Annotated in this window: 23 protein-coding genes; 20 read left to right on the top strand and 3 right to left on the bottom strand. The window is 57.9% G+C overall.

Features of this window, described 5'->3' with window-relative positions:
* Positions 1 to 15: 15 nt before the first annotated feature.
* The 16 genes from D8U71_RS24305 (at position 16) to D8U71_RS24230 (ending at position 14,999) form a co-directional block, all read left to right on the top strand.
* Positions 16 to 813, top strand: a complete 798-nt coding sequence (locus D8U71_RS24305; RefSeq protein WP_016772400.1) for a ParA family protein — start codon at positions 16 to 18, stop codon at positions 811 to 813.
* A gap of 9 nt (positions 814 to 822) precedes the next feature.
* Positions 823 to 1,695 (top strand): ParB/RepB/Spo0J family partition protein, encoded by an 873-nt coding sequence (locus D8U71_RS24300; RefSeq protein WP_007960777.1) that lies wholly within the window; start codon positions 823 to 825, stop codon positions 1,693 to 1,695.
* Positions 1,696 to 1,843: 148 nt separating this feature from the next.
* Positions 1,844 to 2,251 carry a F0F1 ATP synthase subunit I gene (locus D8U71_RS24295; RefSeq protein WP_016772401.1) on the top strand — a complete coding sequence of 136 codons (408 nt, stop codon included), beginning with the start codon at positions 1,844 to 1,846 and terminating at the stop codon, positions 2,249 to 2,251.
* Between the two features lie 16 nt (positions 2,252 to 2,267).
* Positions 2,268 to 3,137, top strand: a complete 870-nt coding sequence (gene atpB, locus D8U71_RS24290; protein WP_016772402.1) for a F0F1 ATP synthase subunit A — start codon at positions 2,268 to 2,270, stop codon at positions 3,135 to 3,137.
* 133 nt (positions 3,138 to 3,270) lie between these two features.
* Entirely contained in the window at positions 3,271 to 3,528 is a 258-nt protein-coding gene (gene atpE / locus D8U71_RS24285) for a F0F1 ATP synthase subunit C (protein ID WP_003097235.1), read from the top strand.
* A 58-nt stretch (positions 3,529 to 3,586) separates the two neighbouring features.
* Positions 3,587 to 4,057 (top strand): F0F1 ATP synthase subunit B, encoded by a 471-nt coding sequence (locus tag D8U71_RS24280; protein ID WP_016772403.1) that lies wholly within the window; start codon positions 3,587 to 3,589, stop codon positions 4,055 to 4,057.
* Between the two features lie 12 nt (positions 4,058 to 4,069).
* A complete protein-coding gene (locus tag D8U71_RS24275) occupies positions 4,070 to 4,606 on the top strand; it encodes a F0F1 ATP synthase subunit delta (protein ID WP_016772404.1) in 537 nt (178 codons plus the stop codon).
* Between the two features lie 21 nt (positions 4,607 to 4,627).
* Positions 4,628 to 6,172: a F0F1 ATP synthase subunit alpha gene (gene atpA / locus D8U71_RS24270; protein WP_130888859.1), complete on the top strand. Its 1,545-nt coding sequence runs from the start codon at positions 4,628 to 4,630 to the stop codon at positions 6,170 to 6,172.
* Positions 6,173 to 6,222: 50 nt separating this feature from the next.
* Positions 6,223 to 7,083 (top strand): F0F1 ATP synthase subunit gamma, encoded by an 861-nt coding sequence (gene atpG, locus D8U71_RS24265; RefSeq protein WP_007911960.1) that lies wholly within the window; start codon positions 6,223 to 6,225, stop codon positions 7,081 to 7,083.
* 27 nt (positions 7,084 to 7,110) lie between these two features.
* The gene (gene atpD / locus D8U71_RS24260) at positions 7,111 to 8,490 is read left to right on the top strand and encodes a F0F1 ATP synthase subunit beta (protein WP_016772406.1); all 1,380 of its coding nucleotides are present in this window, start codon (positions 7,111 to 7,113) and stop codon (positions 8,488 to 8,490) included.
* A gap of 45 nt (positions 8,491 to 8,535) precedes the next feature.
* Positions 8,536 to 8,961, top strand: coding sequence for a F0F1 ATP synthase subunit epsilon (locus D8U71_RS24255; protein WP_016772407.1), 426 nt, complete (start codon positions 8,536 to 8,538; stop codon positions 8,959 to 8,961).
* Positions 8,962 to 9,079: 118 nt separating this feature from the next.
* Positions 9,080 to 10,447: a bifunctional UDP-N-acetylglucosamine diphosphorylase/glucosamine-1-phosphate N-acetyltransferase GlmU gene (gene glmU / locus D8U71_RS24250; protein ID WP_130888858.1), complete on the top strand. Its 1,368-nt coding sequence runs from the start codon at positions 9,080 to 9,082 to the stop codon at positions 10,445 to 10,447.
* Between the two features lie 206 nt (positions 10,448 to 10,653).
* The gene (locus D8U71_RS24245) at positions 10,654 to 11,430 is read left to right on the top strand and encodes a DeoR family transcriptional regulator (RefSeq protein WP_130888857.1); all 777 of its coding nucleotides are present in this window, start codon (positions 10,654 to 10,656) and stop codon (positions 11,428 to 11,430) included.
* 2 nt (positions 11,431 to 11,432) lie between these two features.
* A complete protein-coding gene (glmS, locus tag D8U71_RS24240; protein ID WP_130888856.1) occupies positions 11,433 to 13,265 on the top strand; it encodes a glutamine--fructose-6-phosphate transaminase (isomerizing) in 1,833 nt (610 codons plus the stop codon).
* 76 nt (positions 13,266 to 13,341) lie between these two features.
* Positions 13,342 to 14,268, top strand: a complete 927-nt coding sequence (locus D8U71_RS24235; protein WP_130888855.1) for a LysR family transcriptional regulator — start codon at positions 13,342 to 13,344, stop codon at positions 14,266 to 14,268.
* Between the two features lie 104 nt (positions 14,269 to 14,372).
* Positions 14,373 to 14,999 carry a glutathione S-transferase gene (locus D8U71_RS24230; protein ID WP_130888854.1) on the top strand — a complete coding sequence of 209 codons (627 nt, stop codon included), beginning with the start codon at positions 14,373 to 14,375 and terminating at the stop codon, positions 14,997 to 14,999.
* Positions 15,000 to 15,125: 126 nt separating this feature from the next.
* Here D8U71_RS24230 and D8U71_RS24225 read toward each other — a convergent pair whose 3' ends face one another.
* The 3 genes from D8U71_RS24225 to D8U71_RS24215 are packed head-to-tail and all read right to left on the bottom strand — an operon-like array spanning position 15,126 to position 18,537.
* Positions 15,126 to 16,493: a glycosyltransferase family 1 protein gene (locus D8U71_RS24225; RefSeq protein ID WP_122705445.1), complete on the bottom strand. Its 1,368-nt coding sequence runs from the start codon at positions 16,491 to 16,493 to the stop codon at positions 15,126 to 15,128.
* A complete protein-coding gene (locus D8U71_RS24220; protein ID WP_122705446.1) occupies positions 16,490 to 17,743 on the bottom strand; it encodes an ABC transporter ATP-binding protein in 1,254 nt (417 codons plus the stop codon). The genes D8U71_RS24225 and D8U71_RS24220 overlap by 4 nt, the downstream gene beginning before the upstream one ends.
* Positions 17,743 to 18,537 (bottom strand): ABC transporter permease, encoded by a 795-nt coding sequence (locus D8U71_RS24215; RefSeq protein ID WP_130888853.1) that lies wholly within the window; start codon positions 18,535 to 18,537, stop codon positions 17,743 to 17,745. The genes D8U71_RS24220 and D8U71_RS24215 overlap by 1 nt, the downstream gene beginning before the upstream one ends.
* Positions 18,538 to 19,186: 649 nt before the next feature.
* Here D8U71_RS24215 and D8U71_RS24210 point away from each other — a divergent pair.
* The 4 genes from D8U71_RS24210 to D8U71_RS24195 are packed head-to-tail and all read left to right on the top strand — an operon-like array spanning position 19,187 to position 24,141.
* On the top strand, positions 19,187 to 20,767 hold the full coding sequence (locus tag D8U71_RS24210) for a glycosyltransferase (RefSeq protein WP_130888852.1): 1,581 nt from the start codon (positions 19,187 to 19,189) through the stop codon (positions 20,765 to 20,767).
* A complete protein-coding gene (locus D8U71_RS24205; protein ID WP_130888851.1) occupies positions 20,761 to 22,065 on the top strand; it encodes a glycosyltransferase in 1,305 nt (434 codons plus the stop codon). The genes D8U71_RS24210 and D8U71_RS24205 overlap by 7 nt, the downstream gene beginning before the upstream one ends.
* Positions 22,062 to 23,000, top strand: a complete 939-nt coding sequence (locus tag D8U71_RS24200) for a class I SAM-dependent methyltransferase (protein WP_130888850.1) — start codon at positions 22,062 to 22,064, stop codon at positions 22,998 to 23,000. The genes D8U71_RS24205 and D8U71_RS24200 overlap by 4 nt, the downstream gene beginning before the upstream one ends.
* Complete coding sequence (locus tag D8U71_RS24195; RefSeq protein ID WP_130888849.1) at positions 22,990 to 24,141, top strand: acyltransferase; 1,152 nt, start codon at positions 22,990 to 22,992, stop codon at positions 24,139 to 24,141. The genes D8U71_RS24200 and D8U71_RS24195 overlap by 11 nt, the downstream gene beginning before the upstream one ends.
* Positions 24,142 to 24,146 lie beyond the last annotated feature (5 nt).

Here is a 24,146-nt window from a genome sequence, read left to right as displayed (position 1 = left end):
GGAACACAAGCAAGAATGGCTAAGGTATTCGCGATAGCGAACCAGAAGGGTGGTGTGGGCAAGACCACCACCTGCATCAACCTCGCAGCATCCCTGGTCGCGACCAAGCGCCGGGTGCTGTTGATCGATCTCGATCCACAGGGCAACGCCACCATGGGTAGCGGTGTGGATAAACATGGTCTGGAAAACTCGGTCTACGATCTGCTGATCGGTGAATGCGACCTCGGCCAGGCGATGCACTTCTCCGAGCACGGCGGTTATCAACTGCTGCCGGCCAACCGCGATCTGACCGCGGCCGAAGTGGTGCTGCTGGAAATGCAGATGAAGGAAAGCCGTCTGCGCAGTGCGCTGGCGCCGATCCGGGACAACTACGACTACATTCTGATCGACTGCCCACCGTCGCTGTCGATGCTCACACTCAATGCACTGGTCGCCGCTGATGGGGTGATTATTCCCATGCAGTGCGAATACTTTGCGCTGGAAGGTTTGAGCGACCTTGTGGATAACATCAAGCGCATCGCTGAACTGCTCAATCCGAACCTGAAAGTCGAAGGCCTGCTGCGGACCATGTACGACCCGCGCCTGAGCCTGATGAACGATGTTTCGGCGCAGCTCAAGGAACACTTCGGCGATCAGCTGTACGACACGGTGATCCCGCGCAACATTCGCTTGGCCGAAGCACCGAGCTACGGCATGCCGGCGCTGGCTTACGACAAGCAATCGCGTGGCGCTCTGGCCTATCTGGCTCTGGCGGGCGAGATGGTTCGTCGTCAGCGCAAAAATTCACGCATTGCTGCTGCTCAGCCAACTTAAGGAATCCCCATGGCCGTCAAGAAACGAGGTCTCGGACGTGGACTGGATGCACTGCTGAGTGGTCCGACGGTCAGCGCGCTGGAAGAACAAGCCGCGCAGGCCGACACCCGCGAACTGCAACACCTGCCGCTGGACCTGCTGCAGCGCGGCAAATATCAGCCGCGCCGTGACATGGACCCGCAGGCCCTGGAAGAGCTGGCGCAGTCGATCAAGGCCCAAGGCGTGATGCAGCCGATCGTGGTGCGCCCGATTGGCGGCGGTCGGTTTGAGATCATTGCCGGTGAACGCCGCTGGCGCGCCAGTCAGCAGGCCGGGCAGGAAACCATCCCGGCGATGGTTCGCGATGTGCCGGATGAAACCGCCATTGCGATTGCGCTGATCGAGAACATCCAGCGTGAAGACCTCAATCCGATCGAAGAAGCCGTCGCCTTGCAGCGCTTGCAGCAGGAATTCCAGCTGACTCAGCAGCAAGTCGCCGAGGCTGTGGGTAAGTCGCGGGTGACTGTGGCTAACCTGTTGCGACTTATTGCACTGCCTGAAGTGATCAAGACGATGCTGTCGCACGGTGACCTGGAAATGGGTCACGCGCGTGCCTTGCTCGGTCTGCCGGACAATCAGCAGGTCGAAGGGGCGCGACATGTTGTCGCACGAGGGCTGACTGTGCGCCAAACCGAGGCACTGGTTCGCCAGTGGTTGAGTGGCAAACCGGAGCCTGTGGAAGCTGCCAAACCCGACCCGGACATCGCTCGCCTCGAGCAGCGTTTGGCCGAGCGCCTAGGCTCTGCGGTGCAGATTCGCCATGGCAAGAAGGGCAAAGGCCAATTGGTGATTGGTTATAACTCGCTCGACGAGCTTCAAGGTGTGCTCGCACACATCCGCTGAAACATTTCCTCATGTAGCGCGCAGTCGGAAATCACTACCTGACAGTTGAATAGGGGCAGAACCGCCCCTATACTCTGCGCGCATTTTGTCGGCACAAATTATGCCAAGTTATTGAATTTCGGCAGCCGACCATTGGAGAGCAACTGTGATGGAAACCCGCACGCCAAACCGCTTGCCTTTCCATCGCCTGGCGGTTTTTCCGGTGTTGATGGCTCAATTTGTCATTCTGCTCATTGCCGCTTTGGCGCTCTGGCAATGGCATGGAGTCGTTGCCGGATACTCGGGACTTTGCGGAGGCCTGATAGCCTTGCTGCCCAATGTTTATTTCGCTCACAGGGCATTTCGGTTTTCCGGCGCCCGAGCAGCCCAGTCCATCGTCCGGTCTTTTTATGCCGGCGAGGCAGGCAAACTTATTTTGACGGCAGTGCTGTTTGCACTGGTGTTCGCAGGTGTGAAGCCACTGGCGCCGATCGCAGTATTCGGCGTGTTCGTGCTGACGCAGTCGGTCAGCTGGTTCGCTCCCCTGCTGATGAGAACAAGACTTTCGAGACCTTAGGGCGTTTGAGGCAACCATGGCAGAGACAACCGCTTCGGGCTATATCCAGCACCACTTGCAGAACCTGACTTTCGGTCAGCTACCCAACGGCGGCTGGGGCTTTGCCCACACCGCAGCAGAGGCCAAGGAAATGGGCTTCTGGGCTTTCCACGTCGATACCCTCGGCTGGTCGGTCGCGCTGGGTCTGATCTTCGTTCTTCTTTTCCGCATGGCGGCGAAGAAAGCGACGTCGGGTCAGCCGGGTGCCTTGCAGAACTTCGTTGAAGTATTGGTCGAATTCGTCGATGGCAGCGTGAAAGACAGCTTCCATGGCCGTAGCCCGGTGATTGCACCGCTGGCGCTGACCATCTTCGTCTGGGTGTTCCTGATGAACGCCGTCGACCTGGTACCGGTCGACTGGATTCCTCAGCTGGCCATCCTGATCTCCGGCGATGCCCACATCCCGTTCCGCGCCGTGTCGACTACCGACCCGAACGCGACTCTGGGCATGGCGTTCTCGGTGTTCGCACTGATCATTTTCTACAGCATCAAGGTCAAGGGCATCGGCGGCTTCATCGGCGAACTGACCCTGCACCCGTTCGGCAGCAAGAACATCTTCGTTCAGGCCCTGCTGATCCCGGTGAACTTCCTGCTGGAATTCGTCACCCTGATCGCCAAGCCGATCTCTCTGGCTCTGCGTCTGTTCGGCAACATGTATGCCGGCGAGCTGGTGTTCATTCTGATCGCTGTGATGTTCGGCAGCGGCCTGCTCTGGCTCAGCGGCCTGGGCGTTGTTCTGCAGTGGGCGTGGGCTGTATTCCACATCCTGATCATCACCCTGCAGGCGTTCATCTTCATGATGCTGACCATCGTCTACCTGTCGATGGCGCACGAAGAAAACCATTAAGACCAGTCTCGACTAGTCTGATGTTCCTCCCGGTCAAACGGGAGGGAGCTCCTTGCGGGGCAGCTGAAACGATTTGTTTTACCGCTTTAATCTAAAAAACCTAAACCATACGACGTAAAAGTCGGGAGGAAAGATGGAAACTGTAGTTGGTCTAACCGCTATCGCTGTTGCACTGTTGATCGGCCTGGGCGCACTGGGTACCGCAATTGGTTTCGGCCTGCTGGGCGGCAAGTTCCTGGAAGGCGCAGCGCGTCAGCCAGAAATGGTTCCAATGTTGCAAGTGAAAATGTTCATCGTTGCCGGTCTGCTCGACGCCGTAACCATGATCGGTGTTGGTATCGCTCTGTTCTTCACCTTTGCGAACCCGTTCGTTGGTCAGATCGCTGGCTGATTACTCGGATCTTCCGGGTAATTTGGTGTGATGGACAACGTAACTGCGAGGTGTTGGCGTGAACATTAATGCGACCCTGATTGGCCAGTCCGTTGCGTTCCTGATTTTTGTACTGTTCTGCATGAAGTATGTATGGCCTCCGGTCATCGCTGCTCTGCACGAACGTCAAAAGAAGATCGCTGATGGTCTGGACGCTGCCAGCCGTGCAGCTCGCGACCTGGAGTTGGCCCAAGAGAAAGCGGGTCAGCAACTGCGCGAAGCGAAAGCTCAGGCAGCTGAAATCATCGAGCAAGCCAAGAAACGCGGTAACCAGATCGTCGAAGAGGCTGTTGAAAAAGCCCGTATCGACGCTGACCGTGTGAAGGTTCAGGCTCAAGCCGAGATCGAACAGGAACTGAACAGCGTCAAAGACAAGCTGCGTGCCCAAGTGGGCTTGCTGGCTGTTGGCGGCGCCGAGAAGATCCTGGGTGCCACAATCGATCAAAACGCGCACGCAGAGCTGGTTAACCAACTGGCTGCTGAAATCTAAGCGAGGGCGATCATGGCAGAACTGACCACGTTGGCCCGACCTTACGCTAAGGCGGCCTTCGAGCACGCTCAGGCCCACCAGCAACTGGCCAATTGGTCAGCCATGCTCGGCCTGGCAGCAGCGGTGTCGCAAGACGACACCCTGCAGCGCGTGCTCAAGGCCCCGCGACTGACGAGCGCAGAAAAGGCCGCCACGTTCATTGACGTGTGCGGCGACAAGTTTGATGAAAAGGCACGCAATTTCATCAACGTCGTTGCCGAGAACGACCGTCTCCTGCTTCTGCCGGAGATCGCCGCTCTGTTCGACCTGTACAAGGCCGAACAAGAGAAATCGGTAGACGTTGAAGTAACCAGTGCATTTGCATTGAACCAAGAACAGCAAGACAAACTCGCCAAGGTTCTCAGTGCACGACTCAACCGGGAAGTGCGCCTGCAAGTTGCGGAGGACGCTGCCTTGATTGGTGGTGTCGTGATCCGCGCCGGCGACCTGGTTATCGATGGCTCGATTCGCGGCAAAATCGCGAAACTTGCCGAAGCATTGAAATCTTGAGTTTGAAGGGGCAGCAGAGCAATGCAGCAACTCAATCCTTCCGAAATAAGTGAAATTATCAAGGGCCGCATCGACAAGCTCGATGTGACCTCCCAAGCCCGTAACGAAGGCACTGTCGTCAGCGTATCTGACGGCATCGTGCGGATTCACGGTCTGGCCGACGTCATGTACGGCGAGATGATCGAGTTTCCGGGCGGCGTCTACGGTATGGCCCTCAACCTGGAGCAGGACTCCGTAGGTGCCGTGGTATTGGGCTCCTACCAGTCGCTGGCTGAAGGCATGAGCGCCAAGTGCACCGGCCGCATCCTCGAAGTTCCTGTTGGTACGGAATTGCTGGGCCGCGTAGTCGATGCTCTGGGTAACCCTGTTGACGGCAAAGGTCCACTGGGCAACACCGAGACCGACGCGGTCGAGAAAGTTGCTCCAGGCGTGATCTGGCGTAAGTCGGTAGACCAGCCTGTACAGACTGGCTACAAGGCTGTCGATGCCATGATCCCTGTCGGCCGTGGCCAGCGTGAGCTGATCATCGGTGACCGTCAGATCGGTAAAACCGCTCTGGCGATCGACGCGATCATCAACCAGAAAGACAGCGGCATTTTCTGCGTCTACGTAGCCATCGGTCAGAAGCAATCGACCATCGCCAACGTGGTTCGCAAGCTGGAAGAAAACGGCGCCCTGGCCAACACGATCATCGTGGCTGCCAGTGCTTCGGAATCTCCTGCGCTGCAATTCCTGGCACCGTACTCCGGTTGCACCATGGGTGAATTCTTCCGCGACCGCGGTGAAGACGCGCTGATCGTTTATGACGATCTGTCCAAGCAGGCAGTGGCTTACCGCCAGATTTCCCTGCTGCTGCGCCGTCCACCAGGCCGTGAAGCTTACCCAGGCGACGTGTTCTATCTCCACTCCCGTCTGCTGGAGCGCGCATCCCGCGTTTCGGAAGAATACGTAGAGAAGTTCACCAACGGCGCAGTGACCGGCAAAACCGGTTCCCTGACTGCACTGCCGATCATCGAAACCCAGGCTGGCGACGTTTCCGCGTTCGTTCCGACCAACGTGATTTCCATCACCGACGGTCAGATCTTCCTGGAATCGGCCATGTTCAACTCGGGCATCCGCCCTGCAGTGAACGCCGGTGTTTCGGTATCCCGTGTGGGTGGTGCCGCTCAGACCAAGATCATCAAGAAGCTCTCCGGTGGTATCCGTACCGCTCTGGCTCAGTACCGTGAACTGGCGGCATTCGCCCAGTTCGCTTCTGACCTGGACGAAGCGACCCGCAAGCAACTTGAGCATGGTCAGCGCGTTACCGAGCTGATGAAGCAGAAGCAATACGCACCAATGTCGATCGCTGACATGGCGCTGTCGCTGTATGCCGCTGAGCGTGGGTTCCTGACTGACATTGAAATCGCCAAGGTCGGCAGCTTCGAACAAGCGCTGATCGCTTTCTTCAACCGCGATCACGCCGATTTGATGGCCAAGATCAACGTTAAAGGTGACTTCAATGACGAAATCGACGCTGGCATGAAAGCCGGTATCGAGAAGTTCAAGGCCACCCAAACCTGGTAAGCCGCAGCGGGAGCCGCGAGGCTCCCGCTTGCTAACCTGATAGGTGTTACATGGCAGGCGCAAAAGAGATTCGCAGTAAGATTGCGAGCATCAAAAGCACGCAAAAGATTACCAGCGCCATGGAAAAAGTGGCGGTCAGCAAAATGCGCAAGGCACAAATGCGCATGGCTGCTAGCCGTCCTTATGCGGAGCGTATCCGCCAGGTAATTGGGCATCTGGCCAACGCCAACCCGGAATACCGCCACCCGTTCATGATCGACCGCGAAATCAAGCGCGTCGGTTATGTCGTCGTGAGCAGTGACCGTGGTCTGTGCGGCGGCTTGAACACCAACCTGTTCAAGGCCCTGGTCAAGGACATGGCGGTAAACCGCGAAAACGGCGTCGAGATTGATCTGTGTGTAGTCGGTAGCAAGGGTGCGGCCTTTTTCCGCAACTTCGGCGGTAACGTCGTTGCAGCTATCAGCCACCTGGGTGAAGAGCCGTCGATCAATGATCTGATCGGCAGCGTCAAGGTGATGCTGGATGCCTACCTGGACGGCCGTATCGACCGCCTGTCCGTGGTGTCCAACAAGTTCATCAACACCATGACGCAACAGCCTACCGTGGAGCAGTTGATTCCACTGGTGGCAACCCCGGATCAGGATCTCAAGCACCACTGGGACTATCTCTACGAACCGGACGCCAAAGAGCTGCTTGACGGCTTGATGGTCCGTTACGTCGAGTCGCAGGTCTACCAGGCGGTGGTCGAGAACAACGCGGCTGAACAGGCTGCGCGGATGATCGCGATGAAGAACGCTACCGACAACGCCGGTGATTTGATCAGCGATTTGCAGCTGATCTACAACAAGGCGCGTCAGGCTGCGATCACCCAAGAGATCTCGGAAATCGTCGGCGGCGCTGCCGCGGTTTAACGGTTCAAATATTCAGAGGATCCAGCTATGAGTAGCGGACGTATCGTTCAAATCATCGGCGCCGTTATCGACGTGGAATTTCCACGCGACAGCGTACCGAGCATCTACAACGCGCTGACTGTACAAAGCGCGGCCGCAACCACCCTGGAAGTTCAGCAGCAGCTGGGCGACGGCGTGGTGCGTACCATTGCGATGGGTTCCACCGAGGGCTTGAAGCGCGGTCTGGAAGTCACCGACTCTGGCGCAGCCATCTCCGTACCGGTCGGTAAAGCGACCCTGGGCCGGATCATGGACGTCCTCGGTAACCCGATCGACGAAGCTGGCCCGATCGACACCGAAGAGCGCTGGGGCATTCACCGCGCAGCACCTTCGTTCGCCGAGCAAGCAGGCGGCAACGACCTGCTGGAAACCGGCATCAAGGTTATCGACCTGGTCTGCCCGTTCGCCAAGGGCGGTAAAGTCGGTCTGTTCGGTGGTGCCGGTGTAGGCAAAACCGTAAACATGATGGAACTGATCCGTAACATCGCCATCGAGCACAGCGGTTATTCCGTGTTCGCCGGTGTGGGTGAGCGTACTCGTGAGGGTAACGACTTCTACCACGAGATGAAGGACTCCAACGTTCTGGACAAAGTGGCACTGGTTTACGGTCAGATGAACGAGCCGCCGGGAAACCGTCTGCGCGTAGCACTGACTGGCCTGACCATGGCCGAGAAGTTCCGTGACGAAGGTAACGACGTTCTGCTGTTCGTCGACAACATCTATCGTTACACCCTGGCCGGTACTGAAGTATCCGCACTGCTGGGCCGTATGCCTTCGGCAGTAGGTTACCAGCCGACCCTGGCTGAAGAGATGGGCGTTCTGCAGGAACGTATCACTTCGACCAAGGAAGGTTCGATCACCTCGATCCAAGCGGTATACGTACCTGCGGACGACTTGACCGACCCGTCGCCAGCGACCACCTTCGCCCACTTGGATGCCACCGTCGTTCTGTCCCGTGACATCGCTTCCCTGGGTATCTACCCGGCGGTAGATCCACTGGATTCGACTTCGCGCCAGCTGGACCCGAACGTGATCGGCCAGGACCACTACGACACCGCTCGCGGCGTTCAGTACGTTCTGCAGCGTTACAAAGAGCTGAAAGACATCATCGCGATCCTGGGTATGGACGAGCTGTCGGAAGCCGACAAACAGTTGGTTAACCGTGCTCGTAAGATCCAGCGCTTCTTGTCGCAGCCGTTCTTCGTGGCTGAAGTCTTCACCGGTGCTTCGGGTAAATACGTTTCCCTGAAAGACACCATTGCTGGCTTCAAAGGCATCCTCAACGGTGACTACGACCACCTGCCAGAACAAGCGTTCTACATGGTTGGCGGCATCGAAGAAGCGATCGAGAAAGCCAAGAAACTGTAATCCCGGCGCCCGGCAACGGGCGCTAATTTAGGTTGAGGCAATCAGATGGCTATGACAGTCCATTGCGATATCGTCAGCGCGGAAGGGGAAATCTTTTCCGGCCTGGTCGAGATGGTGATTGCGCACGGTGCACTGGGTGATCTTGGTATCGCTCTGGGTCACGCGCCGCTGATCACTAATCTCAAGCCGGGTCCGATCCGCCTGATCAAGCAAGGCGGGGAAGCCGAGGTGTTCTACATCTCCGGTGGTTTCCTCGAGGTTCAGCCGAACATGGTCAAGGTACTTGCCGATACCGTGCAACGTGCCGCCGACCTGGATGAAGCTCAGGCTCAGGCAGCTCTCAAGGCTGCCGAGAATGCCCTGAACGAAAAAGGCGCGGACTTCGATTACGGCGCCGCTGCCACACGTCTGGCCGAGGCTGCAGCCCAGCTGCGCACCGTCCAGCAGATCCGCAAGAAGTTTGGCGGTTAATCCGTCAGCCGCTTATTGTGCGATTGATAAAAAAGGGTAGCCTCGGCTACCCTTTTTTCTTTTCCGAATTCCCACAAACCGGTCGCAGTTGCTGACCACCCAGGATTGGTAGCCAGTCATGTCTCTCGAAATCGTTATCCTCGCGGCCGGTCAAGGCACTCGCATGCGCTCGGCGCTGCCCAAAGTGCTGCACCCGATTGCCGGCAACTCCATGCTCGGCCATGTTATCCACAGCGCTCGGCAACTTGATCCACAGCGCATTCACGTGGTGATCGGTCACGGTGCCGATGTGGTGCGTGAGCGTCTGGCAGCTGATGACCTGAATTTCGTGTTGCAGGACAAGCAACTGGGCACTGGCCATGCCACCGCCCAGGCGGTGCCGTTCATTGATGCCGACACTGTGCTGATTCTTTACGGCGATGTGCCTCTGATTGAAGTGGAAACCCTGCAACGTCTGCTCAAGCATGTCGTGCCGGGCCAGATGGGTTTGCTCACTGTCGAGCTGGATGACCCGACCGGTTACGGCCGCATCGTGCGTGATGCTGACGGCAAGGTCGCGGCAATCGTCGAGCACAAGGACGCCAGCGAAGCGCAACGTGCGATCACCGAAGGCAACACCGGCATCCTCGCTGTGCCGGCCGATCGTCTGGCGGACTGGATGAGCCGCCTGTCGAACAACAATGCGCAGGGCGAGTACTACCTCACCGACGTGATCGAAATGGCGGTCAGCGATGGTCTGGTGGTTGCCACCGAACAACCGCACGACCCGATGGAAGTGCAGGGCGCCAATGATCGCAAGCAGCTCTCTGAACTGGAGCGTCATTACCAGTTGCGCGCCGGCCGTCGCCTGATGGCTCAGGGCGTGACCCTGCGTGACCCGGCGCGTTTCGATGTGCGTGGCGAAGTAAGCGTAGGCCGCGATGTGCTGATCGACATCAACGTGATCCTGGAAGGCAAGGTGATCATTGAAGACGACGTACAGATCGGCCCGAACTGCGTGATCAAGGACAGTACCCTGCGCAAAGGCGTGGTAATCAAGGCCAGCAGTCATATCGAAGGTGCCATTCTCGGTGAAGGCAGCGACGCCGGTCCCTTCGCGCGTTTGCGCCCGGGCACTGTGCTCGAAGCGCGCGCCCATGTCGGTAACTTCGTTGAGCTGAAAAACGCCCACATGGGCGAGGGTGCCAAGGCTGGCCATCTGACCTATCTGGGCGATGCCGAAATCGGCGCACGCACCAACATCGGCGCCGGCACCATCACCTGCAACTACGATGGCGCGAACAAGTGGAAAACCGTGTTGGGCGCTGACGTTTTCATCGGCTCCAACAATTCGCTGGTCGCGCCTGTGGATATTTCCAATGGTGCAACTACTGCTGCCGGCTCGACCATCACGCAAAATGTGGATAACGCTCAGTTGGCGGTTGGCCGAGCCCGTCAGAAGAACATCGACGGCTGGAAGCGGCCGGAAAAAATCAAAAAATCCTGATTTATCCACAACCTCCTGTGGGAGCGAGCCTGTTCGCGAATGCGGTTTGTCAGTCACGTCTTCAGTGGCCGAGACTCCCTTTCGCGAGCGGGCTCGCTCCCACAGTCGTTTCAATCTTTCTGAATTTTTCTCCCCGCGTCTTGACGGCAACCTTTCGATAGAGTTTCATTGCTTGCGTTATCTTTCGAATCGAAACTTAAGCTGCCATGTCCAAGCGCAATACTCCTCAACGTCGCCATAACATTCTCGCCTTGCTCAATGAGCAGGGCGAAGTCAGTGTCGACGAGCTGACCAAGCGTTTCGAAACTTCCGAAGTTACGATTCGCAAGGATCTCGCGGCGCTGGAAACCCATGGTCTGTTGCTGCGTCGTTACGGCGGGGCGATCACCATGCCGCAAGAGCTGTTCGCAGAAACGGCGCAGAGTATTTCCAAGTACAAGCAGGCGATCGCCCGCGCGGCGGTCAAGCGCATCCGCGAGCACGCGCGCATCATCATCGACAGCGGCAGCACCACCGCCGCAATGATTCCCGAACTGGGCCAGCAACCGGGCCTGGTGGTGATGACCAACTCGCTGCATGTCGCCAATGCCTTGAGCGAACTGGAACACGAGCCGGTGCTGCTGATGACCGGCGGCACTTGGGATCCGCACTCGGAATCCTTTCAGGGCCAGGTCGCCGAGCAAGTACTACGCTCCTACGACTTCGATCAACTATTTATCGGCGCCGACGGCATCGATCTGGTGCGCGGCACCACCACCTTCAATGAACTGCTCGGCCTCAGCCGGGTGATGGCTGACGTTGCGCGAGAAGTGATCGTCATGGTCGAGGCCGACAAGATCGGTCGCAAGATTCCCAACCTGGAGCTGCCCTGGAGCAGCATCCATACCCTCATTACCGATGATCGCCTGTCTGTCGAGGCACGCGATCAGCTTCAGGCCCGCGGGATCACTTTGATCTGTGCGGCTGTCAGTCAGGAGAAATAACCATGTGTGGCATTGTCGGCGCTGTAGCTGAACGTAATATCACCGCCATCCTTCTCGAAGGCCTGAAGCGCCTCGAATACCGCGGCTATGACAGCGCCGGTGTGGCGGTTTATACCAATGACCAGACCCTGGAACGCATGCGCCGTCCGGGCAAGGTCAGTGAGCTGGAAACCGCCCTGACCGAACAGCCGCTGGCCGGTCGTCTCGGTATCGCCCACACCCGTTGGGCGACCCATGGCGCGCCGTGCGAGCGCAATGCCCACCCGCATTTTTCCGGTGACATTGCGGTGGTGCACAACGGCATCATCGAGAACCACGAAGCTCTGCGCGAACAACTGAAAACACTGGGTTATGCGTTCAGCTCGGACACCGACACCGAAGTCATCGCGCACCTGCTGACCCACAAGCTCAAGGAACAACCGGACCTGACTGCCGCGCTCAAAGCGACCGTCAAGGAACTGCATGGCGCCTACGGTCTGGCAGTGATCAACGCACAGCAACCGGATCGTCTGGTTGCCGCGCGCAGTGGCAGTCCATTGGTGATCGGCTTGGGCCTGGGCGAGAATTTCCTCGCTTCCGACCAGTTGGCTCTGCGTCAGGTCACTGACCGCTTCATGTATTTGGAAGAAGGCGATATCGCTGAAATCCGTCGCGACAGCGTGCAGATCTGGGACGTAAACGGCAACGCTGTCGAGCGCCAGACCGTGCAGTACACCGACGGTGCCGAAGCCGCCGACAAGGGCGAGTTCCGCCACTACATGCTCAAGGAAATCCACGAGCAACCGACCGTGGTTCAGCGCACTCTCGAAGGTCGTCTGGGCAACAATCAGGTGCTGGTTGAGGCCTTCGGTCCGCAAGCCGCCGAGCTGTTCGCCAAAGTGCGCAATGTGCAGATCGTCGCCTGCGGCACCAGTTATCACGCCGGCATGGTCGCGCGCTACTGGCTCGAAGAGCTGGCCGGTATTCCGTGCCAGGTCGAAGTCGCCAGCGAATTCCGTTATCGCAAAGTGGTGGTGCAGCCAGACACGCTGTTCGTGACCATCTCACAGTCCGGTGAAACCGCTGACACCCTCGCGGCCCTGCGCAATGCCAAGGAGCTGGGCTTCCTCGCCAGCCTGGCCATCTGCAACGTCGGCATCAGCTCGCTGGTGCGTGAATCCGACCTGACCCTGTTGACCCAGGCCGGCCGCGAAATCGGTGTGGCCTCGACCAAAGCCTTCACCACGCAACTGGTTGGCCTGTTGCTGCTGACTCTATCGCTGGGTCAGGTGCGCGGCACTCTGGCTAACGGCGTCGAAGCCACACTCGTCGAAGAACTGCGTCGCCTGCCGACCCGTCTCGGCGAAGCGCTGGCGATGGACAGCACCGTGGAAAAAATCGCCGAGCTGTTCGCCGAGAAAAACCACACCCTGTTCCTCGGCCGTGGTGCGCAATTCCCGGTCGCGATGGAAGGTGCCTTGAAACTCAAGGAAATCTCCTACATCCACGCCGAGGCCTACCCGGCCGGCGAGCTCAAGCACGGCCCGCTGGCACTTGTGGATAACGACATGCCGGTGGTCACTGTCGCGCCGAACAACGAACTGCTGGAAAAGCTCAAATCCAACCTGCAGGAAGTCCGCGCTCGCGGCGGAGAGTTGATCGTGTTCGCGGATGAGAAGGCTGCGATGACCAACGGCGAAGGTACCCACGTGGTGCAAATGCCGCACATCCACGACATTCTCTCGCCGATCCTTTATACGATCCCGTTGCAACTGTTGTCGTACTACGTCGCCGTGCTCAAGGGCACCGACGTCGATCAACCGCGCAACCTGGCGAAATCGGTGACCGTGGAATAAGTTATCCACCGTTGATCTAAGCTCTCCCACAATCGCAGCCTCGGCTGCGATTGTCGTATCCGCCCGGAGGAATTCGATGGACCGCTTTCAGGAAATGCAGATCTTCGTTGTTGTCGCCCAGGAGCAAGGCTTTTCGGCGGCTTCGCGGCGTCTGGGTCTGTCGGCGGCGAGCGTCACCCGGGCGGTGGCGGCGCTGGAGCAGCATATCGGTACGCAGCTGCTGGTGCGTACCACGCGCACCGTGCATCTCACCGAAGCCGGGCAGCGTTACTGCGATGACTGCCGGCGGATTCTTGCCGAAGTGCAGGAGGCCGAGGATTCGGCGGCAGGCAGCCATGCCTTGCCGCGCGGGCAGTTGACGATTACTGCGCCGGTGCTGTTCGGCGATCTGTTCGTGACGCCAGTGATGGCCGATTACCTTTGTCGTTATCCGGATGTGTCGATCAACGCGCTGTTGCTGGACCGGGTCGTCAACATGGTCGAGGAGGGCATTGATGTCGCGGTGCGTATCGGTGAGCTGCCGGACAGCAATCAGCATGCGATTCGCGTCGGGGAAGTGCGGCGGGTGATCTGCGCTTCACCGGGGTTTCTGGCTGCGCACGGCCGCCCTGAGCACCCGCAGGCCCTGGCCGCGCTGCCGGTGGTGGCGACGTCGGCGATCGGTCAGCAACGCAACTGGCCGTTCCTCGACGGCGGTGAAGCACTCAGTGTGCGCACCGAACCGCGCCTGACCGTCACGGCCAATCAGTCGGCGATCACCGCTGCGCGCAAAGGCCTGGGCCTGACGCGAGTGCTGTCCTATCAAGTGGCGGACAAAGTCGCGGCGGGGGAGTTGGAAATCGTCCTCGCCGAGTTTGAACTGCCGCCGTTGCCGATTCATGTGGTGTATCAGGGCGGGCGCAAGGCACCGGCGCGGATCCGCAGTTTTGTCGACTTCGCCGTGAAGGCGCTGCGCGAGCATCCGGCCTTGAGCGCTGCGGCGTTATTGCACGAGATGAAATAATCGATTGCAGCGGCTGGTTATTCTGTTGTTCCGGCAACCCATAGATGATGACTCCATCGGCGCGCTCATCCCCGTAGCGACGTCACTTTCCAGCGGAGTCGACCATGCAAGCGATCAAACTCTACAACTTCCCCCGTTCCGGCCACGCCCACCGTGTCGAGTTGATGCTGTCGCTGCTGCAACTGCCGACCGAGCTGATCTTCGTCGATCTGGCCAAGGGTGAGCACAAGCAGCCGCAGTACCTGGCGATCAACAGCTTCGGCCAAGTGCCGGCGATTGATGACAATGGCGTGGTGTTAGCCGATTCCAATGCGATTCTGGTTTATCTGGCGCAGAAATATGGCAACGGACGCTGGCTACCGACCGATCCGGTGGGCGCAGCGCATGTGCAGCGCTGGTTGTCGGCAGCGGCGGGACCGATTGCCTTTGGCCCGGCGGCGGCACGCCTGATCACGGTGTTTGGTGCGCAACTGAATGCCGAGGAAGTCATTGGCCGTGCGCACAACCTGCTCAAGGTCATGGAACTGGAGTTGGGCAAAACGGCGTATCTGGCGGGCGAAGAGCCGACCATCGCTGACGTGTCTGCCTACAGCTACATCGCCCATGCGCCGGAGGGCAATGTCTCGCTGGACGACTACACCAACGTTCGCGCCTGGCTGACACGGATCGAAGCCTTGCCGGGTTTTGTCGCAATGCCGCGTACGGTGGCCGGGTTGCAAACCGCAGTCTGATTTACGCAGCCGCACTCTGGAGGCCGCGCCAGACAGGTTGTTCAGCAATGCTGAGCGGGCAAGCAAAATCTGCAGGAATGGGGTGAATGGCGCATCCCGGTGCGCAGTCGCTGTTGAACCGTTGCGTCAAGGGCAAGATGCGTACTGCATGGGAAGCGCCTCAGGCACTTCCAACAAATGGTGTACGCTGCGTTCGACTAGTTGCAGGCTGGCTTCACGCCAGCTAATCCATTGCCAATCGACAACGTCGCGGACAGCTGGAAATTGCCCGCTGCGCTGGAAGCAGCAAATCAGATTGGCGAGACTTTGCGGGTCCTGCAAGTCAAAGTACGCCATAAAATCTCCGCCGATTTCACGAAACACTGCTATATCGCTCCCCATTGCCGGCAAGCCTCGCTGCATGGCTTCCACCAATGGTAAACCGAAGCCTTCGACGAACGATGGAAAAACCAGTGCACTGGCATGAGCGTATGCATATTCAAGGCTAGTGTCGCTGAGGTCGTTGAACATGAACAGTCGTTGGTTCAGTTCTGAATGGTTGCTTACCCGGGTCAGCAATGCATCGCACTTCCAGCCGATCTTTCCTGCGATGCACAGATGCGCAGTGGAGCCTGCGGCCCAGGCGCGTTCGAAAGCGTCGAGCAGATACGCGTGATTTTTGCGCGGCTCAATGGTGCTGACCATCAGAAACACTGGATCGCTGGTCACGAATAGTTGCATCAGGTGCGGCTCGATTGTTCCTTCTGTGTCATGGAGATCTAGTTCTGAGCCAAGATGAAAGAAATCGAACCAGCATTTGGCGGTCTTTTCAGCGCCGATACGGAACTTCAACTCTTCACGCAACTGATCGCGCACTGTGGCGGAAATCGCCATGTAGCCATCGGCAGTGCGTGTGATCCACTCGAACCATTCGCCGAAAACCCCGACCAGACGGCTTTCGTAAAAATGCGGATGAGTCAGCGGGATAAGGTCGTAGATCACGGCAATTACGCCAACACCGTCGCTCTTGAACCTTTCTACTTGAGCGAAAAAGTCCGAGTGCCAGGAGGAGTCCAGCAACAACAATTGATCGCCCGGCTGGTGTTGCAGCGGTAAACAACGTTTGAGCAGTTGAGTGCGATTGACCCGTCGAATCAGTCGCAGCGATATTCCGAAGGCGCTAAAGGAGGTCAGTCGGTAGCCCACGTACAAAAGCCGTCGCGCCAGTTTCGAAGTGCATTTTGCGTCGCGTCGTTGATGCCATTGCCAAAAGCGATGAGCCAGGCGCTCCAACCGTTCACCAAAATTTTCAAGTTTGTTCAGGAAAGGTGAATTGAGCGGTGCGAGATGCAGCACGCGATACAGATAGCCATTGAGCACAACCACAGGTATGCATTCGACGCCTTTTGCGCTGGCGGGCAATTGTTTGATGACATTTCGCACCACACGCTGGATCCCCGAGTTCACCATCGGATGCTTAAACACGTGGGTGCATTCCACCAGTAAGCGAATCACGGCATACGCTCGAGCAAATCGGCTTCGACATAACGGCGCACCGTGGTCTTAGCGTTAAGCCATGAGCATCCGACAAAGTCTTCGTGGCGAATGTTGATGACATGAAACACCAAGCCCAAATCACGCCACTCGTAATTCTTGTCCAGATGCGAGTCCAGCCTCGACAGGCTGAGGGCGACGGAGTAATTGCCTTTGCCCAGACCCATTGCAAACGCGAAGCGGTAAATGACGCGCTCGCCGGCACGCAGATTTTCCAATGCCTGTTTCTGGCGGTGGGTATTGATACCGTACATGGGCTGACCGAGTCGATCCTTGATCATGAACCCAAGTACCAGCCTCTCGATGTCCTGACGGACTTCAACCTCTACTTCCAATACGACAGACTGGCCGACTTCAGCAACTTCGATACAACGTTCGGATTCGTCCAGCAAACGCACTCCAAGGATGCCGGCTTCACCTGTTCCCGATACGGTCTGAACCTGGCCGCCGTCGAGCACTTCCTGGCGTACGCTTTGGCCCTCCCGTTCGGCTAGCAAGGCGTTGTAGTAATCCATGACTGCTTCAGGTCTGTCGTGCATCGCCATATGGCCGCCATCGAGCAAAATTGCGGAATCGCAGATCGCTTGAATGGCAGAGCGGTCGTGAGAGACTATAAGCAGGGTAGTGCCGGCCTTGCGAAAACTGCGGATCCGCTCGAAGCTTTTGTGCTGAAAGTATGCATCACCCACCGAAAGAGCTTCATCGACGATAAGAATATCGGGGCGGCGTGCTGTGGCGACGCTGAAAGCCAGGCGCATCTGCATACCGCTTGAATACGTGCGTACCGGTTGATCAATGGCCTCGCCAATTTCTGCGAATATTTCGATCTCCGGCATCAATGCGTTGATTTCTTCGACCTGCAGACCGAGCAGTTGGCCAGCCATCACGGCGTTTTGCCGACCGGTGAAGTCCGGGTGGAATCCCATGCCCAGCTCCAGCAGCGCCGCCACTCGTCCCGAAAGCTCGATGGTGCCGCAAGTCTGTCGGTTGGTGCCCGTGATCATCTTGAGCAGCGTGCTCTTGCCCGCTCCGTTGACACCGACGATACCCACAGCTTGGCCCGCAGAGATTTCGAATGTGAGGTCTTTCAATACCCAGTGCTGGCGGTGGCGCAATGGTGAAAAAGGCGTCAGCCATTCGATCAGACGGCTCCAGCGACTGGGATATTGTCTATAGGCTTTGCCCAGCCGTGTAACACGAATATGTCCCATCAGAGCTCATCCTCCATTGCGCCGACCTGTTTGCGAAACAGGTACAGGCCCATTGTGCAAAACACTGCGCCAATCACGAATGTTGGCAGCAGCGAACTCCAGATCGGCCATTGGCCGTAAACGAACAGATTCTGGTAACTGCCTATCAGGTTGGTCAGAGGATTGAATCGGAGCAACTTCTGCAATGGCTCCGGCAATATGGTGATGGGATAAATTATGGGTGTCAGCCAGAACCAGAATTGCAGACAGATACCGAACAGCTGGCCGACATCCCGAAAAAAAACGTTCAGTATGCCCAGTACCATGCCAAGTCCGGCGCAGAGCATCATTTGCAGAGCAACCAGCGGCACTAGCGATAGCAATGCCACGCCCGGCCAGCGTCCGGTGATGAGTAGAAAGCCAAGAAACAACCCGATGATGATTGCGAAATTTATTCCCGCATTGATCAGTACGATCGTTGGCAGGCATATTTTTGGGAAGCTGACCTTCTTCAACAGGTTAGCGTTATCCAGAAACATGTTCTGGCTGCGCAGTGTGATTTCTGAAAAAAGCCCCCACGCCAGAAGTCCGGCGCACAGATAAATGCTGTAGGCCATGCCGTCATCCACGCCAGGCAAGCGAGCGTGCATGATGTGGGAGAAGACTACGGTGTAAATCACGATCATCGACAGAGGATTGAAGATCGGCCAGAGCGCGCCTAACAGGGAGTTGCGGTACCGCGCTTGAAACTCTCGTTGTACGCTGCCACTGATGAACCCTCGGTAGTCGTACAACGATCTGTACACTGAAAGCATTAAACTGTCCTCCAGTGTGAGTGATCGAAGCAGCTGACGCCGCACTGTGGCAAAAGCCGGCTGTGATGTATTTCTAACTGCGGCCAAAGATCGGTGGTGTCGTACCGCTCGGTGAGGTCGTTGGACAACGCCTCGGATTGCTGCTTCCACGAGGAGCCCGGAAATGTCGGACGCGACGAGACAGGGTGATCCACGAATCCATTGGAATCCGCGACGAATGGACGCTTTTTCAAAAATCGACCCCTTGGTTTTGACTAGCGCCGCTTTTCTACAGGCTTTGTAAAAAGGTCTGCCCGGCTGAAGAAACAGCTAGGTGACAGGCAGGCGAAGTCAGTTGTTGTAGTTGTTTGTCTACAATCTGTGCCAATTGCTCGGCAATTTCAACAGGGCAAACCGTGACTGGTCAGTTCTCATCAGCGTAGTCCGATTTATTCTCGCCGGGCGGTTTCCGGACTCGTGATGGATGTGTTTAGAATGGCCCTCATCACGCTTGCCAGGGATGTTCCGGCTCGTTGTGCGAAAAGGTGAGACCGACCACTAAAACAAGAACAAGACGAGACTTGAGACGAAGAACCGCGATCGATCAGGTTCTACGCTTGGCCGTCACTAGGGTGAAGCTGCCGGGAAGGCGGTTTCATTGTGGAATGCCATGAACTTCATTCTTTATTCGGACATCAACGAACACTCCATCAGGGAGAGTCTCGGCCATCCCGACGCGAGTTATTACTTCGTATTGAAGGCTTACCGTTCATTGCTCGAAACTGTCGGGCTAGTTCATGTGGTGAGTACTGTCGCAGAGGTTGACCCGCTTTTTCGGCAGTTACACGCCGCCGGCCAAGAGAGTGTTTTCCTCTCATTCACCCGACCACAAAAAACCGCGATTGACCTCCAGTGCCCGACCATTTGCGTCGTTACCTGGGAGTACGACTCGATTCCCGATGAACAATGGGGCGATGATCCTGGCCAGGACTGGACGCGCATGTTGGCAAGGCATGGCCGCGTGATCACACTGTCCAGCCATACCGCCCGAGCGATTCGTCGCTCGATGGGAGAGGATTTCCCTGTGCTGGTATTGCCCGCCCCACTCGGAGAGGAGCTTGCGTCCATCGGCAAGCAGCACCTCAGCACACCGGTCAACACAGGTACGACGTTGACGCTCAAAGGGTGCATTTTCGATTCCCGCCAGATGAACCTGCATCCGGATAATCTGCTGCCCAAGCCTCTCACCGCCGAAGAACTGGCGGAAATCGAAGCACAGTTGGAGGCTTCGCGACCACCACCGCTGACGTGGAAACGACGCTTGGTCATCGCAAAGCATTACCTGCGCCTTTGGCTGCTCAATGCCGGCCATGATCAGACGCCCGTGGTGCCACGGGTGAGGTTTTTGCAGAATTGGTACTGGGAGGGGATTCACGACTTGCTTGGGCATTCCTGGCATGAATGGCTCGCCAGACATTTGCCCGGTATCGCCGGCCCTCAACTTTTGCCGGTGCCAGTGCAACCGCCACCGCGAGATATGCCGGACACCTCATTGCAGGTTCAAGCCGAGGTTGACGGTGTGGTCTACGCGTCGGTGTTTCGCCCCGCGGACGGGCGCAAGAACTGGCTACAGATCCTCACCGCTTTCTGCGCGGCCTTTCGTGACACTCCCGACGCCACACTGGTGATGAAATTTACCCAGAGCGACCTGGCTGCCGTCTATGCACACTTGATGACGCCACTGGCGCAGCTGGCGCCTTTTTCCTGTCGGGTCGTGATGATTCACGGTTACATGGACGATGCGCAATACGCGCGGCTTTACCAGTCGGCGAATTTTTACGTCAACGCCTCGCATTGTGAGGGTCTGTGTCTGCCGCTGATGGAGTTCATGGCCTGCGGCAAACCGGTGATCGCCCCCGACCACACGGCGATGCAGGACTATATCGACGAGTCTGTGGCGTTCGTGGTCGACTCCAGCGTTGAGGCGTGCACGTGGCCCCATGACCCGCGCATGCTGTTTCGTGCGCATCGTCACCGGCCAGACTGGGGCTCCTTGAAACAAGCCTACGAAGACAGTTACCGGATGGCCACGACACAGCCTCAGGATTATCAGCGAATGTCGTTGGCTGCCGCGCAGCGCATGGAGCATTTCAGTGCGATCGCGGTTCTGCAAAAGCGCGTCGAGGATTTTTTCGGGCTCGAACCACAGCCCGGTCACGTTGCCCAGGTCAGGGATAGCGCCCCATGCTGATCATCATCCATTCGGAAACCAACCAGCACACCATCAGCCGCAACCTTGGGCGCTCGGAGTACAGCTATTACTTCGTGCTCAAGGAGTATCGGCCAGTGCTAGAACGTCTGGGTCGGGTGATCGAGGTCATGGACCCGAACAGCGAAGTCGATGCGTTGTATGCAGAGTGCCAGTCACGTGGCGAGGCTTGCGTATTTCTGTCGTTCTCGCCACCGCATCGCACCCCGGTGCATCTGGCGTGTCCGACCTTGCCGGTCTTTGCCTGGGAGTTCAGCACGATTCCCGATGAGCCATTCGCTGGCGATCCGCTGAACGACTGGCGCACAGTACTTGCCGCCTGCGGTGCTGCGATCACGCACTCCAGTTACACGGTCGATGCCGTGCGCAAAGCGATGTCTGTCGAGTACCCGATAGTCGCCGTCCCCGCGCCGGTCTGGGATCGGTTCGCAGCGCGCGGCGTTCAATTGCAGGGGCAGCCAGCCGTCGATTCAGTACGGCTGAAAATCAAAGGCCTGGTAGTCGACACTCGCGAGATCGCCTTGGATGCTTTCGCTCCTGTGCCGTTGCGCCGTGGGCGTGGAATCGATTTCCTCGCGCCGGTCACCGAGCAAGAGCTGGTGCTTGAAGGTGTGGTGTACACCTCGGTGTTCAACCCCCGGGACGGGCGCAAGAACTGGGAGGACATGATCAGTGCCTTCTGTGCCGCTATGCGGGAAAACGCTGATGCAACCCTGGTGCTGAAACTCACCCATCACGATGCTGAAGAAGCCCTCACCGACATCCTCCATCACCTTTACAAGAATCAGCCTTATCGCTGCCGCATCGTGCTTATCTACGGCTATCTGGCAGACGCGGATTACGAACGTCTGGTGCAGGCGACCCGTTACGTCGTCAACACTTCCTACGGCGAAGGCCAGTGCCTGCCGCTGATGGAATTCATGTCGTGCGGCAAGCCGGCGGTGGCACCGTGCACCACGGCAATGATCGACTATATGAATGCCGATAACGCTTTTCTGATCGAGGCAACCGAGCAATTCACGGCTTGGCCTCACGACCCGCGTTCGGCCTATCGAACCTTGCGCTACGCAACGAGCTGGGCTTCGATCTGTGCCGCTTACACTGCCAGTTACGACGTCGCGCAAAATGATCCCCAGCGTTACGCCACCATGTCGGCACAGGCTGTCGTGAGTCTCGAGGCGTTTTGCAGTCAAGCGGTGGCCGAGCAGCGATTACGGGCGTTTCTGGCGAGCCTGCTGCAAGCCCGCGCCGAAATGGCGAGGGAGGTTATCGGCGCATGATTCGCAGATTGCTTCATCGATTGTTTGCCCAAGCGCAATCTTCGCAACCGCCGCCAGCGGCTGAACCGATAGCGGAACCGGTGATTGAGCCGACGCCAGACGCTGAACCCGAGCCTTTATTTGTCTGGTCGCCCCGTGATGTCGGTTTGCGTGATGCCGTGCTGGACGGCTGGTTTCTCAATGACAGCGGCGAATTGCTCAAGGGCTTTGCCATTACGCCTGACGACACCTTGCTCGACGTCGGTTGCGGCGAGGGCGCCGCAACATTGTTTGCCGTACGCCAGGGCGCATCGGTGATTTTCACCGACAGTGAACACGACAAAGTGCGCGAGCTGGCACGGCAGGTCGAAGACCGCAGCACCCGGCCGAATCTGGGACTGGTCAGCAACACCTTGCCGTTACCGTTGGCCGACGGCTGCGCCAGCCGTGTCGTGTGCATGGAGGTGCTGGAGCACGTCGACGAACCCGAGGCGTTCATGGCCGAACTGGCGCGTATGGGGCGTCCCGGTGCGTTGTACCTGCTCAGTGTCCCCGCCCCGGTTGGCGAGCACTTGCAAAAAGGTATCGCTCCGCAGAGTTATTACCAGTCGCCCAACCACGTGCAGATCTTCACTCCAGAGCGCTTTGCCGCACTGGTCGAAGACGCCGGACTGATCATTGAGCATCGGCAGGCGACGGGGTTTTTCTGGGTGATGGGGATGATCTTTTTCTGGGCCAGCGAAAAAGCGGCCGGCAAGGATCCGGACGGTGCGGTGCGTGATCGGATCCACGCGCCTTTTCCTCATCTGATGGGTGGGTGGGCGAGAACCTGGGAAGAGATGCTCGACCGGCCCGACGGACTTGCGATCAAACAGGTGCTTGACCAGTTCATGCCCAAAAGTCAGGTGATCATTGCGCGTAAACCGCTGGATGCGGAGATGCCGGATGAGCAGTAAACGCATCATGGACATCGAAGTGCTGCGTGCCATTGCCGTGCTCGGAGTGCTGTTCCATCACCTTGCGGGCAATCTGTTCCGCGATCCGGTGCCATTGCTCGATGCCATTCATGCTTGGGCACAACCCTGGTGGGGCGTTGACCTGTTTTTCGCCATTTCCGGCTTCGTAATTGCCCGCAGCCTGATTCCTGCGCTGCGTAATTGCAGCAGCCGTCAGCAATACTGGGAACAAACGCGCAATTTCTGGCTACGCCGCGCTTTTCGCCTGCTGCCTTCGGCCTGGCTGTGGCTGGCCCTGGTGCTGCTGATGTGCATGTTTTTCAATCGCTCCGGGGCGTTCGGCACGCTGCAGGCCAATCTGCAGGCGACGCTCGCAGGAGTGTTGCAGTACGCCAATTTCCGCTTTGCCGATGCGTTCTTCCGCTACGAATATGGCAGCAGTTTCGTCTACTGGAGTCTGGCCCTGGAAGAACAGTTCTACCTGTTGTTTCCGTTGCTGATTCTGCTGTGCCGCAGACATTTGGTCTGGGTGCTGCTGGCGCTGGTCGCAGTGCAACTGCTGGCGGTGCGAACGCCGCTGCTGATGGTCGTTCGAACCGACGCGCTGGCCCTCGGCGTACTGTTGGCAATGTGGAGTGCTCAACCGAATTACCGGCGTTGGCAGCCGCTGTTTCTGAGTCGCAACGGGGCCGGAATCTCAGCGCTGATTGTCGTTGCAACGCTGATGAGTTACCTGGCCACCGATGGATTTTCCGCGACTCACTTTCGCGTTGGCGCCATCGCTTTATTGAGTGCCTTGCTGGTGTGGGTCGCCTCTTACAATCAGGATTACCTGTTATCGGCCGGGCGCTTGCAGCAATTGATGGGATGGGTGGGCAGTCGGTCGTACGGCATCTACCTGATTCATATTCCCGTGTATTTCATGGTACGTGAAGTTACTTTCCGTTTGCAGGAAGCGGGCCTGCCGAGTCCGGCCGGTCATCCAGTGTTCACCTTGCTCTGGGCGTTCGGTCTGATTGCCCTGCTCAGCGAATTGAATTACCGCTTCATCGAAATGCCTATGCGCAACCGCGGTGCCGCGCTGGTGCAACGTCTTGGTACGTCCAGCACACCAACTGCGTGTTCTGAAGCCGCAGTCTGATCGAC

Source organism: Pseudomonas sp. Sample_21 (genome assembly GCF_004307525.1).
Classification (GTDB): Bacteria; Pseudomonadota; Gammaproteobacteria; order Pseudomonadales; family Pseudomonadaceae; genus Aquipseudomonas; species Aquipseudomonas atacamensis.
This window is presented reverse-complemented; position numbering and strand designations above follow the sequence as displayed.